Origin of the sequence: Arthrobacter alpinus (assembly GCF_001445575.1) — a bacterium.
Lineage (GTDB): Bacteria > Actinomycetota > Actinomycetes > Actinomycetales > Micrococcaceae > Specibacter > Specibacter alpinus_C.
The window spans coordinates 3,433,130-3,446,484 of record NZ_CP013200.1 but is presented as its reverse complement, the minus strand read 5'-3'; the positions used below and the strand labels follow the sequence as shown (position 1 = coordinate 3,446,484).

The 13,355-nt window shown below is 60.9% G+C and carries 13 protein-coding genes and 1 pseudogene; 6 read left to right on the top strand and 8 right to left on the bottom strand.

Features of this window, described 5'->3' with window-relative positions; genetic code table 11:
* Positions 1–16 precede the first annotated feature (16 nt).
* The 4 genes from AS189_RS15420 to AS189_RS15405 form a co-directional block, all read right to left on the bottom strand.
* A complete protein-coding gene (locus AS189_RS15420; protein ID WP_062290806.1) occupies positions 17–1,507 on the bottom strand; it encodes a cation acetate symporter in 1,491 nt (496 codons plus the stop codon).
* Positions 1,504–1,851 carry a hypothetical protein gene (locus tag AS189_RS15415; RefSeq protein ID WP_193393489.1) on the bottom strand — a complete coding sequence of 116 codons (348 nt, stop codon included), beginning with the start codon at positions 1,849–1,851 and terminating at the stop codon, positions 1,504–1,506. Before AS189_RS15415 ends, AS189_RS15420 begins: the two co-directional genes overlap by 4 nt.
* 41 nt (positions 1,852–1,892) lie before the next feature.
* The gene (locus tag AS189_RS15410) at positions 1,893–2,621 is read right to left on the bottom strand and encodes a LytR/AlgR family response regulator transcription factor (protein WP_062290804.1); all 729 of its coding nucleotides are present in this window, start codon (positions 2,619–2,621) and stop codon (positions 1,893–1,895) included.
* Between the two features lie 162 nt (positions 2,622–2,783).
* A complete protein-coding gene (locus AS189_RS15405) occupies positions 2,784–4,001 on the bottom strand; it encodes a sensor histidine kinase (RefSeq protein WP_062293821.1) in 1,218 nt (405 codons plus the stop codon).
* A 149-nt stretch (positions 4,002–4,150) separates the two neighbouring features.
* Here AS189_RS15405 and AS189_RS15400 point away from each other — a divergent pair, with 149 nt between their 5' ends.
* The gene (locus tag AS189_RS15400) at positions 4,151–4,519 is read left to right on the top strand and encodes a DUF485 domain-containing protein (RefSeq protein WP_062290801.1); all 369 of its coding nucleotides are present in this window, start codon (positions 4,151–4,153) and stop codon (positions 4,517–4,519) included.
* A gap of 3 nt (positions 4,520–4,522) precedes the next feature.
* The gene (locus AS189_RS15395; RefSeq protein ID WP_062290798.1) at positions 4,523–6,175 is read left to right on the top strand and encodes a solute symporter family protein; all 1,653 of its coding nucleotides are present in this window, start codon (positions 4,523–4,525) and stop codon (positions 6,173–6,175) included.
* 105 nt (positions 6,176–6,280) lie between these two features.
* On the opposite strand, the gene AS189_RS15390 is transcribed toward AS189_RS15395, so the two are convergent.
* From AS189_RS15390 to AS189_RS15380, 3 genes are all read right to left on the bottom strand, one after another.
* The gene (locus tag AS189_RS15390; RefSeq protein WP_062290793.1) at positions 6,281–7,099 is read right to left on the bottom strand and encodes a hypothetical protein; all 819 of its coding nucleotides are present in this window, start codon (positions 7,097–7,099) and stop codon (positions 6,281–6,283) included.
* A gap of 2 nt (positions 7,100–7,101) precedes the next feature.
* Positions 7,102–7,509: a DUF4383 domain-containing protein gene (locus AS189_RS15385; RefSeq protein WP_062290789.1), complete on the bottom strand. Its 408-nt coding sequence runs from the start codon at positions 7,507–7,509 to the stop codon at positions 7,102–7,104.
* 122 nt (positions 7,510–7,631) lie between these two features.
* Complete coding sequence (locus AS189_RS15380) at positions 7,632–8,102, bottom strand: Lrp/AsnC family transcriptional regulator (RefSeq protein WP_129587424.1); 471 nt, start codon at positions 8,100–8,102, stop codon at positions 7,632–7,634.
* A gap of 151 nt (positions 8,103–8,253) precedes the next feature.
* Between AS189_RS15380 and pdhA the strand changes: the two genes are divergently transcribed.
* The 4 genes from pdhA (at position 8,254) to AS189_RS15360 (ending at position 12,288) form a co-directional block, all read left to right on the top strand.
* Positions 8,254–9,366, top strand: a complete 1,113-nt coding sequence (gene pdhA, locus AS189_RS15375) for a pyruvate dehydrogenase (acetyl-transferring) E1 component subunit alpha (protein WP_062290780.1) — start codon at positions 8,254–8,256, stop codon at positions 9,364–9,366.
* Positions 9,363–10,385: an alpha-ketoacid dehydrogenase subunit beta gene (locus tag AS189_RS15370; RefSeq protein WP_062290777.1), complete on the top strand. Its 1,023-nt coding sequence runs from the start codon at positions 9,363–9,365 to the stop codon at positions 10,383–10,385. Before pdhA ends, AS189_RS15370 begins: the two co-directional genes overlap by 4 nt.
* Complete coding sequence (locus AS189_RS15365) at positions 10,375–11,775, top strand: dihydrolipoamide acetyltransferase family protein (RefSeq protein ID WP_062290774.1); 1,401 nt, start codon at positions 10,375–10,377, stop codon at positions 11,773–11,775. The genes AS189_RS15370 and AS189_RS15365 overlap by 11 nt, the downstream gene beginning before the upstream one ends.
* Positions 11,776–11,919: 144 nt before the next feature.
* Entirely contained in the window at positions 11,920–12,288 is a 369-nt protein-coding gene (locus AS189_RS15360) for an SPW repeat protein (RefSeq protein ID WP_062290772.1), read from the top strand.
* A 390-nt stretch (positions 12,289–12,678) separates the two neighbouring features.
* Here AS189_RS15360 and AS189_RS15355 read toward each other — a convergent pair.
* Positions 12,679–13,295 (bottom strand): annotated as a pseudogene (locus AS189_RS15355) (TetR/AcrR family transcriptional regulator).
* Positions 13,296–13,355: the final 60 nt, after the last annotated feature.

The window sequence follows — 13,355 nt, the reverse complement described above, 5'->3', positions numbered from 1 at the left end:
TCTAAGCTCAGCTGGCCTATGACTTGGGTTTCTCATGGGCCAGAGGCCGCTCTGGCACATGCAGTTTCGTCATGAACCGTGAGAGCGATGCGCTTTGACGGTGCTTTGTCGCCTTTGATACCACAATGGTGACTATAAAGGCGGCCGGCACGGTCCACGCCGCGGGCTGCGTCAGGACATCGCGCCACGGTGAGTCCATGCCCATTCGTGAGCCTGCCAGGATGGCGGCGCCGCACAGCACCGCCCCTGTGAGCATCCCGGCAACCGCACCCGCATCTGTAAGTCCGCGCCACCAGATCCCCAGCAACAGTAAGGGGCAGATGGTGGAAGCCGTGAATGCAAAGACGAGGCCCACACTGCCTGCCAAGGCCAGCGAATCGGTCATCATGGCAAAGCCGAAAGGCACCATGGCGGCAAGGACGGCTGCGAGCCTGAAACCCTTCACGCTTCCGCCCAGTAGGTCCTGACTGATGACACCTGCCAGCGAGACCACCAAGCCGGATGTCGTGGACAGGAACGCCGCAAAGGCACCAGCCACCACAAGGGCCGAAAGTAAGTCTCCGGCCAGACCACCAATTAGCGCACCCGGCAGTAAAAGCACTGTGGCATCTGGTGAGCCACCCTCTGCAAGCGAGGGCAGGAACACTCTTCCCAGCACCCCGTAGATGGTGGGGAATAGGTAGAAAATGGAGAGCAAGCCCAGAACTATCAAGGTGGTGCGGCGGGCTGCTGCGCCGTCGGGGTTGGTGTAGAACCGCACTAGGACGTGAGGCAGACCGAGCGTGCCAAAGAGCAGCGCAATAAGCAAGGAAAGCGTTCGGTACGTTGAGCCGCCGTCGATGGCTTCAGGCGGCGGGAACAACTCCGTACCGGCCGGGATAGTGACCCCACTGCCACCGCTACTAAGCGTCAGCAGGATGAAGATGATGGGGACGGCCAAGGCAGTGAGCTTGAGCCAGTATTGGAAGGCCTGCACAAACGTGATGGACCGCATACCGCCCGTGACTACCGTCAGAACCACCACCATCACCACAGCCCCGGCGCCCACCCACGATGGCAGGCCGGTGGTGGTCCGTATGGTGAGAGCGGCCCCGTGTAATTGCGGCACAATGTAAAACCAGCCCACTATGACGACCAGAATGCTGGTGACATACCGGGCGGTGCTGGATTCGAGTCTTGCCTTGGCGAAATCGGGGATGGTGTAGGCCCCGGAGCGGCGCAGAGGTGCTGCCACGAAGAACAGCAGCATCAGGTAGCCAGCGGTGTAGCCGATAGGAAACCACAGGGCATCGATTCCAGAGATGACGATCAGGCCGGCGATGCCCAGGAAGCTTGCGGCTGAAAGGTACTCCCCGCCAATGGCTGATGCGTTCCACCAGGGTTTGACGGTGCGTGAGGCCACGTAGAAGTCGCTGGTGGTGCGGGAGACTCGCAGACCGTAAAAGCCAATGGCGGCTGTGACCACAGAGACCACGATTAGTGCCGCATATCCAATGGCCGGGTTCATTTTTCCTCCACCAAATCCCGGTACTGATCTTCATTCTTCGTTGCAGCCCTGACATAAAGCCAAGCACAGATGCCGATGATGGGATATGCACCTACCCCGAGCAATAGCCACGGCGCGGGGACGCCCAGAATTCGCCAATCTGCGAAAAGTGGTACCCAGCGCACCAAGGCCCAGCAGACTAGGAGCGAGGCCATGAAACCGGCGGTGACCACCAATCCCAGCCGCAATTGGGAGCGGATCAGGGACTGCACCATGACCTCTCCCACGGCCGTTTGTTCAGCAACTTCTTGTGAAACGCTGGTTTCGGCGAAGACGTGCCGGGCCTGAGTTCGCGGCGCTGCCACTCTGACGCGGCCCCGTGCCGGGGGGCGGCTGGGGCCGATATTCACGGTGCCGGCCGCACGCGGGTGGCCTGTAAATGTTCGCGCAATACTGGCACATGCCTGCGGCTGACGGGCAGAACCGCGTTGCCCACCGACACTGTTGGTTTGGCAGCGCTGAGCTTCAACGCAGTGACAAACGCCATGCACACCAGATAGGAGCGGTGGATGCGGACAAATCCAGAGTCGGCCCAGCGTAATTCCAAATCTGTCAACGGGACACGGATGAGGTAGCTGGCTTCGGCCGTGTGCAACCGGGCGTAGTCGCCCTGAGCCTGAACAAACTTGACCTCGTCGAGCCTGATGATCCGGCTGATGCCACCTTGATCCACGGTGATCATCTCCACGTCTTCGGCAGCCACTGCGGGGTGGGCAACCAGCTCCACCACCCGGTCCACGGTGCGGGTCAACCGTTCGGTCCGCAGTGGTTTGAGGAGGTAATCTACGGCGGCCAGTTCGAAGGCTTCCAGAGCCCGGTCGTCGTCGGCGGTCACAAACACGACGACGGGTGGGTTGCTTCCCCGGCCAATCACCTCTGCCAACTCCAGCCCAGAGAGCCCTGGCATGTGAATGTCCAGGAACACCGCGTCGACAGTATGTACGGCCAGCAGCGCCAACGCTGCGGCACCGCTCATGGCCCGGTGAATGGTGCCTATCCGTGGGTCGCGACCCAAAAGAAACGCCAACTCTTCCACCGCGGGCAACTCGTCATCGGCGACCAGGACATTAATCATGGGGCTAAGCCTAACCTCCGAGGGCCGCAACGCGAGCTTGCGAGCGGTGGGAGGAGGTTAGGCGCTAACGGAGGAGGGCCCCAGCGCGAGCTTGCGAGCGGTGGGAGGAGGTTAGGCGCTAACGGAGGAGGGCCCCAGCGCGAGCTTGCGAGCTGTCAAGCCCTAGGCGTCATTGCCTGGCTGGTTCTTCGGGACGGTCATGGTGATGAGCATGCCGTGCCCCACGCCGGTGTCGATGGTGAGCCCATGGTCATCTCCGTAGACCTGGCGCAAGCGCGAGTCCACATTGCGCAGTCCCACGTGCGTCCCATCGTGGCGCCCCGCCAAAACGAGCCGCAGTTGTTCGGGGTCCATCCCCACGCCGTCGTCCTCGATAGTAACCTCGGTGTAGGCGCCCAGATCCCTGGCACTGATCTGCACCAAGCCCTTGCCCACCTTGGCCTCGAGCCCGTGCCGGACCGCGTTCTCCACGAGGGGCTGCAGGCTCAGGAACGGGATGACTGTGCTCAGGACCTCGGGGGCAATTTGCAAGCTGACCTGGAGCCGGTCACCGAACCGGGCATTTTCCAGCAGCAGGTACCTGTCAATGCAGCGGAGTTCTTCGGCCAGGGTGGTGAAGTCCCCGTGGCGGCGGAACGAGTAACGGGTAAAGTCGGCGAACTCCACCACCAGGTCCCTGGCTCGCTGCGGATCGGTGTTGATGAAAGAGGCGATGGCGTTGAGCGAGTTGTAGATGAAATGCGGGCTGATTTGGGCGCGGAGGGCGCGTACTTCCGCTTCGGCAAGCAACGTCCGCGAGGCGCTCAGCTCAACCAATTCCAGCTGAGCTGAGACCCAGGCCGCCACTTCATTCGTTGCGCGCACCAGACCGGCTGTGGGTGACTTTGACAGGATCATGACGCACCCGACGGCCCGGGAATCAACCTTGAGCGGGCAAATGACGGCAGCCTTCAGATCACTGTCCGGTGCCAGGCCAAGGGCAACGCGTAGGGGCTGGTCCAGGTTGGCTACCTGAGTCCTGCCATTGCTGAGCGCTTTCGCCACAATGCCCATGACGACGTCGGACTCGGGTTGCCTGGCCGCGGCGCCGGTGCCATCCCAGGCCAAGAGACGGGCGTCGTCGGTCATCGCGAAGGCTGCACAATTGAGCAGCGTTCGTAGCTGCTTGCTCGCCTTCAGAGCGCCCGCTGGCTCAAGTCCGTTTCTTAGCTGTTCGCCGGCTGCGGCAGCTGAATGGAGCGCCGCGAAGGTGGCGTGCTCAGCCTCGGTGCCAAGTTCCCGGTGCGAACTTGAGAGCCGGAAGCCCACTGCTGCCACCACGGCCGCAGCAGCCACGACCACGGCGATGGCGGTAATGAGTAAGAGGGTGGATTCGCTCAGCAGGGGAGTGGGCATGCTGTAAAGAATAGCTGCCAAGTCACCGTTCGGCGCACCGACAATGCCATTCACCGCGGCAAGGTGCAAAGCGCTCATTAATGTGACCTGGAGCACTCCATAGTAAAGGGGATCGCATCACTCAAGGAGGAATGATGGGTAATTCAGCCCACGCAAGTAATCAGAGTCCGGTGGACTTTATAGCTGAACAGAATTCAGAAGAGTTCAAGCAGCTCAAGAAGTCCCATAGGAATTTTGTCTTCCCCGTAGCCATTGGCTTTCTAGTTTGGTACTTCGCCTACGTTCTACTGGCCGCCTACGCCCATGACTTCATGTCCATCAAGGTTTGGGGCAACTTCAATATTGGCTTGATCCTAGGCCTGTTGCAGTTCGTCACCACCTTCGGCATCACCACCTGGTATGTCACGTACGCCAACCGCAAGCTCGATCCGCAAGCTGCAGTCATTCGTACCCGGCTCGAGAGCCAGATCGAAGCAGCCGGCATGACCACGGAAGAGGTTTAGTTCATGAGCCTGTCTTCAGCACTTACCACCGCAGCACCACTGGCAAAGACGCTCAGTGAGCAAACAAAAGAGAACTCCTGGATCAACATTCTGATCTTCGTTGGGTTCGTTGCCATCACCATGATTGTGGTGTTCCGGGCCAGCCGCAACAACAAGACGGCGGCAGACTATTACGCGGCAGGCCGGTCCTTCTCCGGCGGTCAGAACGGTACCGCCATCGCCGGCGACTACCTCTCGGCTGCTTCCTTTCTGGGTATTACCGGAGCCATCGCCGTCAACGGTTACGACGGCTTCTTGTACTCCATTGGCTTCCTGGTCGCTTGGCTGGTGGCGCTGCTGCTGGTTGCTGAACTGCTGCGCAACACGGGCAAGTTCACCATGGCCGATGTCCTCTCCTTCCGCCTGAAGCAGCGCCCCGTGCGCATTGCGGCAGCGACCACCACGCTGGTGGTTTGCTTCTTCTACCTACTGGCGCAGATGGCCGGCGCCGGTGGTCTGGTTTCACTGTTGCTCGGCTTGGACAACTCCAACAAGGCAGGCCAGAACGTGGTCATTGCCGTAGTTGGCGTGCTGATGATCGTGTACGTACTGATTGGCGGCATGAAGGGCACCACCTGGGTCCAGATCATCAAGGCATTCCTGTTGATCATTGGCGCTGCCATCATGACCATCATTGTGCTGGCCATGCACGGCTTCAACCTCTCCACGCTCATGGATGCCGCAGTTCAGACCTCCATCAATGAAGGTGGCGTTGGTGAGGCGCTACTGAACCCGGGCGCCGCCTACGGCAAGGCCCCGCTTGACTTCATCTCGCTGGCCCTGGCTCTGGTACTCGGTACCGCGGCTCTGCCGCACGTACTGATGCGCTTCTACACGGTCCCCACCGCCAAGGAAGCTCGCAAGTCCGTGGTCTGGGCCATCTGGCTCATCGGTGGCTTCTACATCTTCACCTTGGTGCTGGGTTACGGCGCCGGTGCACTCATCGGTAAGGATGCAATCCTGTCCGCTCCCGGCGGCGTGAATGCTGCGGCTCCGCTGCTTGCATTCGTTATTGGTGGCCCGATCCTGCTTGGCTTCATCTCTGCCGTTGCCTTCGCCACGATCCTGGCAGTGGTGGCCGGGTTGACCATCACCGCAGCCGCATCCTTCGCTCACGACATCTACTCCAACGTGATCGTCAAGGGCGATCCGAAGCCGGAAATGGAAGTCAAGGTTGCCCGGCGCACCGTTATTGTGATCGGCCTGGTCGCCATTGGCGGCGGCATCTTGGCCAACGGTCAGAACATCGCTTTCCTGGTTGCGCTGGCCTTCGCCATTGCTGCCTCCGCCAACCTGCCCACCATCATCTACTCGCTGTTCTGGAAGAAGTTCACCACGCAGGGCGCCCTGTGGAGCATGTACGGCGGTCTGGCCTCGGCCATCCTGCTGATCGCGTTCTCCCCGGTGGTTTCCGGCAACGAGAAGGCCATGATCCCCGGCGCCGACTTCTCCTGGTTCCCGCTGGCGAACCCTGGCATCATCTCCATCCCGCTCGCCTTCTTCCTGGGCTGGTTGGGCACGGTGCTGGATAAGAACACCGAGGATCCGCGCATCCAGGCTGAGATGGACGTCCGTTCACTCACCGGCGTTGGAGCCGAGAAGGCCTCCGACCACTAGTTTGCAGCTTGTCGCAGCAAAGGCCCCGTTCACCGTCATAATTACGACGGCGGACGGGGCCTTTTGCGCTCTGGTGCGGCATGTACGGTGTTTTGGATGACCGTATTAGTGGTGGTGCTCTTGGTCCTTCAGTCGTTGGATGTTCGCGGGTACCACGTTGCTGTCATGGTTGTTGTGGATGGAATCGCTGTGGCCCGAGTGGGGGACGGCAAGCTCACCTGCCGTTGATGCGGCCATGCCAACAGTGGTCAACGCGGCAACGAACAGTGAGGTGGCAAAGAGTGTCGCCACCACTGCAGCCGCTGATCGGGGCTTGGTAACCGCCGTCGGTGCCGCCGCCGCTGGCGCTCCTGCCGCACCCGTAGTGGAGGCAGGAGCGGAAACCGCAGAGGCCGGAGAGCTCGCTCCGAGGCCGCTCCTGCGCAGTGGCGCATTGCGTTGCCAGCCCAAGACTGCCGTTGCCGAGAGTTCCAGAACCAGCATCGCAGCAAGCGTTGCGTCGAAGGTCCGCTCCGCAGCGGGCATCCGCCACAGCTCCATCAGCAAACCGATGAGGTGGACGCCCGCGGCGAGTGACAGGACAAGAAGCACAATGTCAGCCCGGAGGAGCTTTCCATGTCGCAATGCCCAGAGGCCGTAGGCAAGGGCCACCAGACCGTAGATGGCCGAGAAAACGCCGAGTACCCCCAGCATGAGGGTGCCGCTACCGCTTGGGGAAGATACGCCGTCGGAGATTCCGCTGAGTCCGGGCAGCAAACTTGACGCCGCCGCACTCGATAAGGCGGCGATTCCCAGCAGAGCTACGCACGTGAACAGCCACGCCGGTTCATTGGCGGAAGCCTCGGGGCTCCGTTGCTGAACCGTTGCTGATGGTCCTCGCACATGCCCGGCGGTGTTGCCAGCAGTGTTCTCGGCGGTTTTCACGGTTAGGCAGTCGCGGCGGAGGAGGTGACGCGATCCTGTGAGAGGCCTACCGCTAGCAGTACGATGGCGCTTCCCAGGTGCAGCACGTTGTCGGCGCCGTTGAGGGCGATGATGTTCAAGGCCGTGCCGGGCAGGAACAGTCCGGCGATTCCTACCAGCAGGTACACGGAACCTACAGTGGAGTTCATGGTCTTGGCAGCCGTGGTCGAGGCCAGTCCGGCGAAAAGAAGGGCGGCGCCAATGGCCAAGTGAATCACGTTGTGCAGCGGATTGACCTCAAAGAAGATCAAATTCCGGCCTTCGGTGGCAAAGAATCCGATGCCGCTGGTGACGAAGAACCCAAGGATTCCAACCAAAAGATAGACGGCGCCAAAGACGGTGGCCAGCAGCCTGTTCGGTGAAGTGCGCATGATGATTACTCCTTTTTCGTGGACAAATCGTGATGACGATTCGTCCGGTCCTGATACAGGCTCATGATGAACCCGTGCCAGTAGTTCGGAGCAGACGCCGGCCTGGATTGGGAGGGTGTGGACTATTTTTTCAGATCCCGCTCCAACAGTGGGGTCATGCGGAAAGGGACTAGTTCTTGCATGGCCAGCGAGGTCTCGGTCCGTTCAACCCCGTCACAGGCCAAAATCTTGCCGTTGATGCGGAAGAGATCCTCCGCTCCCGTGGACACCACCCGCACCAGGAGATCTGCGCGGCCGCTGAGGCCATGGGCTTCCACAACCTCAGGAATCGCTGCCAGTGACGTCGCCAGAGCGCTCAGTTTTTGCTGTTGGACATGGACCGAAATGAACGCCGACAGCGGATAGCCCAGGGTGCTGGCATTGATGCGGTGGTCAAACGGCAAGAAGGCGTGGCGCTTCTCCAGCGACGCCATGCGGGCTTGGACCGTGTTGCGTGAGAGTCCCAATTGCGCGGCCATGGCAACCACCGTCTGCCGGGGATCCTCGATCAGCGCCAACAAGATCCGGGCGTCTGTTCCGTCAAGTTCATTTATATGAGGCATAGTGCGCAGATTAGCACGGTCGAGTGAGTGTGTCCTGCGCACTTTGCTCAATTATTTTATTGGTTATTGCACCACATGTAGCACGTGAGTAGGGTCACACTCATAGGGATGTGTCCGGTCAGCACGCAAGGAGGCGAGCGCCATGAATGATTCGCGCCAGGGGACCACGGTCCCTGCAGGCATGCAAATGCACCAACTCATTACGGCTACGGGGGAGCGCAACAGCGACGAGCTGTTGGATGATTTTGTCAGCGATGTTGACCATGAAACTCTGCGTGGGTTGTACCGGGACATGCTGGTCATTCGTCGCATCGACTTTGAAGCCACAGCTCTCCAACGCCAAGGTCAGCTAGCCCTGTGGCCGCCGCTGTTAGGGCAGGAGGCAGCCCAGATTGGCTCCGTCAGAGCACTCGATCCTGAAGATTTCATCTTCCCCACCTACCGGGAAAACGGAGTCGCCTATATCCGCGGCGCCAACCTTGCCGGCATCATGAGCACCTGGCGTGGCAGCGCCAATACCGGCTGGGACCCGCACGAATTCAACATGGCCACCCCGCAAATCATCATCGGAGCCCAGACACTGCACGCTACGGGGTATGCCATGGGAATTGCTATGGAAGGCAAAGAATCCCTGTCCATTGCCTACTTGGGAGATGGCGCCACGAGCCAGGGTGACGTTCATGAATCCATGGTTTTCGCTGCCAGCTTCCAGGCGCCCGTGATTTTCTTCTGCCAAAACAACCACTGGGCCATCTCCGAGCCTGTGGGCCTGCAATCGCACCTCCCACTGGCCGGCCGTGCCTCCGGCTACGGCATTCCCAGCCTGCAAGTGGACGGCAACGATGTCCTAGCCGTTTTGGCGGCCACACGTTGGGCCGCCCGCCGCGCCCGCACCGGCGGCGGCCCCAGTTTTATCGAGGCTGTCACCTACCGGATGGGCCCGCACACCACCGCCGATGACCCCACCCGATACCGCGGCGTCACCGAACTGGAGGAATGGGCCGCCAAGGACCCGCTCATGCGCTTGCGAAGCTACCTAATTAACGCTGGAATGCTCGACGCCGGAGCTGAGGCTGCGATCGCAGCGGAAGCTGACGCTGTGGCCGCCGAGCTCCGGGATGGATGCATCAACCTTCCTGACCCGGAACCCCTGAGCGCCTTTGAAAACGTTTATGTTGACCCCCATCCCGTGCTTGATCGCCAACGCGAGGAGTACCGGCGGTACCTGAGCTCTTTTGTTGGGAGCGCATCATGAGCAAGCTGAGCCTGACACAGGCCATCAATGCCGGACTTCGCAAGGCTATGGAAGACGATCCCAAGGTGGTTCTTTTAGGGGAAGACATTGGCACCTTGGGCGGAGTCTTCCGTGTCACTGACGGATTGATGAAGGACTTTGGCTCCCACCGCGTCATCGATACGCCGCTGGCAGAATCGGCCATCATCGGGACCGCCGTGGGCCTGGCCTACCGAGGCTTTAGGCCCGTGTGCGAGATTCAGTTTGACGGTTTTATTTACCCGGGATTCGATCAGATCGTCTCCCAAGTGGCCAAGCTGCACATGCGCACCCATGGTCAGGTGCGGATGCCACTGACCATCCGCGTACCTTTTGGCGGCGGTATTGGCTCCCCGGAGCACCACTCGGAATCACCAGAGGCCTATTTTGTGCACACGTCGGGGCTGCGCGTCATCAGCCCCTCCAGCCCCCAGGACGCCTACACCATGCTGCGCCAGGCCATCGCCAGCGATGATCCGGTTCTCTACTTTGAGCCCAAGCGCCGTTACCACACCAAGGGTGAGGTGGATCTGGCTGCGCCGTTGTCGGCCGCTCCGGAGATGGGTTCCGCGCGTGTGGTCTGCGCCGGTACCGATGTCACCCTGGTTGCCTACGGACCCTTGGTGAAGACCGCCATGGACGCTGCCAGCGCCGCTGCCGATGAAGGAATCTCGATCGAAGTCATCGATCTGCGTTCGCTCTCACCCCTTGACTATCCGACGCTGATTGAATCCGTGCGGCGTACCGGACGGTTGGTCATTGCTCATGAGGCCGGCAAGACCATGGGACTCGGTGCTGAAATCACCGCGACCGTCACGGAGCGGTGCTTCAACTACCTGGAAAGCGCACCGGTGCGTGTCACCGGATTCGATATCCCATACCCGCCGTCCAAGCTGGAAAAGCACCATCTCCCGGACCTTGACCGGATACTCGACGGCGTTGACCGCGCCTTGGGACGCACCAACTCACAGACTGGCATGGAGGACTACGATGATCGCTGAATTCAAACTCCCCGACCTGGGTGAGGGCCTGACAGAATCCGAGATTGTCAGCTGGCAAGTGGGTGTGGGTGACACCGTGACACTGAACCAAGTTCTGGGCGAAGTGGAAACAGCCAAGGCCGTGGTGGAGCTGCCCTCTCCTTACGCTGGTGTGGTCACGGCCATCACGCATGAGCCCGGCACCATGGTGGAAGTTGGCGAAGTCATCATCGCCTTCGAGGTCTCGGCTCCAACAGGCGCGCCAACTTCGCCTACAAAGGGAACCGGGCCCGAAGAGCAGGCTCCGAAGCGGGTGCCTACGCTGGTAGGTTACGGCGCTGATCCGGAAACCTCTGCACGTCCCGCGCGGCGGGCGCGAGCAACTGCTGCTGCCGGCGGGCCCGCCAGCAGCAGCGCCCCGGTCGCTCAGTCGGATGCTGTCGCCCGGCGCGCTCTTCCAGTGCAACCCGTTCTTCAAGTGCAGCCCGTGCGGCCACGAGACGTCCCTGATGTCCGGATGCAGGCGGACCGGCCCAGGTCTACGCCGCCGGTGCGCAAGCTGGCCCGGGATCTGGGAATTGAGCTGGAGTCACTGACGGGCACGGGGGAGCGGGGGCTGATCACCCGCGAGGATGTGGTCACCTTTGCCGGGGACCACGCGCAAGGTGCCGGGAGCCCGGTGGAGGGTGCGGCGTCGTCCGCGCAAAGCCAGCGAGAGGTGCGCACACCCATCAAGGGAGTCCGCAAATTCATGGCCCAGGCCATGGTGGAAAGCGCCTTCACGGCCCCGCACGTCACCGAATTCCTGACCGTTGACGTCACCGCTGGCATGGATTTCCTCGCCAAGTTGCGCACTCACAAGGAGTTCGACGGCGTGAAGGTCACCCCTCTGACGCTGGCTGCCAAAGCGGTGACGCTGGCGCTCGTACGTCAGCCGGCGCTTAACTCGCGGTGGGATCAAGAGCGGGCGGAAGTTGTCACGTACAACTACCTCAACCTGGGTATTGCTGCGGCGACACCACGCGGATTGCTGGTGCCCAACATCAAGGATGTTCAGGATCTGGGACTGCGCGCGCTCGCCGTGGCATTGGGGGACTTGGCGAAGACGGCTCGAGATGGAAAGACCCCGCCTACGGATTTGGCCGGTGGCACCTTCTCCATTACCAACATTGGCGTGTTTGGGATTGACGCCGGAACGCCCATTTTGAACCCGGGTGAGGCTGGCATTTTGGCCCTTGGTGCGGTGCGCCGTGTGCCGTGGGAGCACGAGGGTGGGATTGCCCTGCGGCAGGTCATGACCCTGAGCCTTTCCTTTGACCACAGGCTGGTGGACGGGGAGCAGGGATCGCGCTTCCTGGCGGATGTTGGCGCCATGATGGCTGACCCGGCCATGGCACTGGTTTTGGGCTAAGTCGGGAGGAGTTGTGGTGCCTCAAGCCGCTCGGGGGAATGGCATATGCATTGCAACCTTTCGGCTCTGGATAGACGGTGGCGTCGGAAGTATATTTTAAGTGACCCCCACTTTGGGAGCCAACTCATAAGGAGGTTGGTATCAATGAAGAGGTGGAATCGCTGGCAAGATTATGTTGCCGTGGTCGCGGGCTTGGTTGCTGCACTGTCAACACTGTGGACAACTCAGCAATCCGGATCCATGGTCATGATGATTGGTTGCGGCGTACTGCTGATGGCATCGGGAATCTGGAACCTGATGAGCCCCGGGCAACCGGTGGCTGAATGGGTGCAGATGGTCCTCGGAGCCCTGTTGTTTGTTTCCCCGTGGCTGGTTGGCTACACAACTCACATGGGTGCGGCATGGACGTCCTGGATCGCCGGTGGCGTGGCCCTGATTGTTGGTGTGCTCGCACTGCAGCCCAGCATGCACGAGCGTGCCGGGACCCATCACGGAGGGGCGGCAGCTCACTGATTGCTGTTCAAAGCGCACGTGAAAATCACCTGCAACAATGCAGCGCCGGATTTTTCCGGCGCTGCATTTATGCCGCCGGTAATGGTCTACGCCTCCGATCCTGCCGGCTGATGCCGCCGCTAATGGTCTACGCCGCCACTATAGTGGCGGCGTAGACCATTAGCGGCGGCAATCTCGGTCAGGCCACCAATGTTCGAGCGACTGATTGTCGGGGAAAGTGTAGCTTCGCCCGTCCGTCATCGTGACTCGATGGAACGTGACTCGATAGAAGTTGAAAATGCGGAGCTAATCTTCGTCGGTGCAGACCCTGATCTTCAAGGGAATGAGGCGAACCATTGTGATCTTCGGTCCATAATGGCCAGATTCCGTTCCTCCACAGGTTCCTACTGGCTACGCGCCCGTCAACCCTGCCCACGCCATGGCCTCAAGCACGGTCCGGGCCGTGGCGTCCTGCTCGCCGTGGATGCGGACACTGTAAGGGTGGAGTTGATGAGGCCGAAAACCGCATGGGCTTGCAGGCGGCGCACCGTCACGGCACGCTCCGGAAAAAGCCTCCCCAACACCTCAACCCACAGCTCAACATAGGCGCGCTGTAAGGACCTCACGGCGGCCCTGTCGGAGGTGCCCAAGCTGTCAAAGTCTCTGTCCTGAACCCGGATCACATCGGGTTTGCTCAGTGCGAAGTCAACATGGAAGGCCACCAGCGCTCGCAGGGAGGTGGCGTCGTCGTGCGTGGCGTTGAGGACGGCCCGGCCTCCGGATAAGAGGTCCTGGCTGACCTCCACCAACAGGGCCCCGAGCAGTGCCTGTTTGCCGTCGAAGTGCCGGTAAACGGCTGGCCCGCTGACTCCGGCTGCGGCCCCCAGATCCTCGATGGAGACGCCATTGAAGCCGCGCTGGGCGAACAAGGCCGCGGCGGATCGCAGCAGCACTGTGCGACGCTCGGCCTTGGCTTGCGTGCGGGCTGTGGTTGGTTGTGAACTCATAACTCCCCCTGTGCTGGACATCACAGAATAGAAAGACTAACCTGAAACTCAGTTAGTGGTTATTAACTTAGTGTAGCTGTC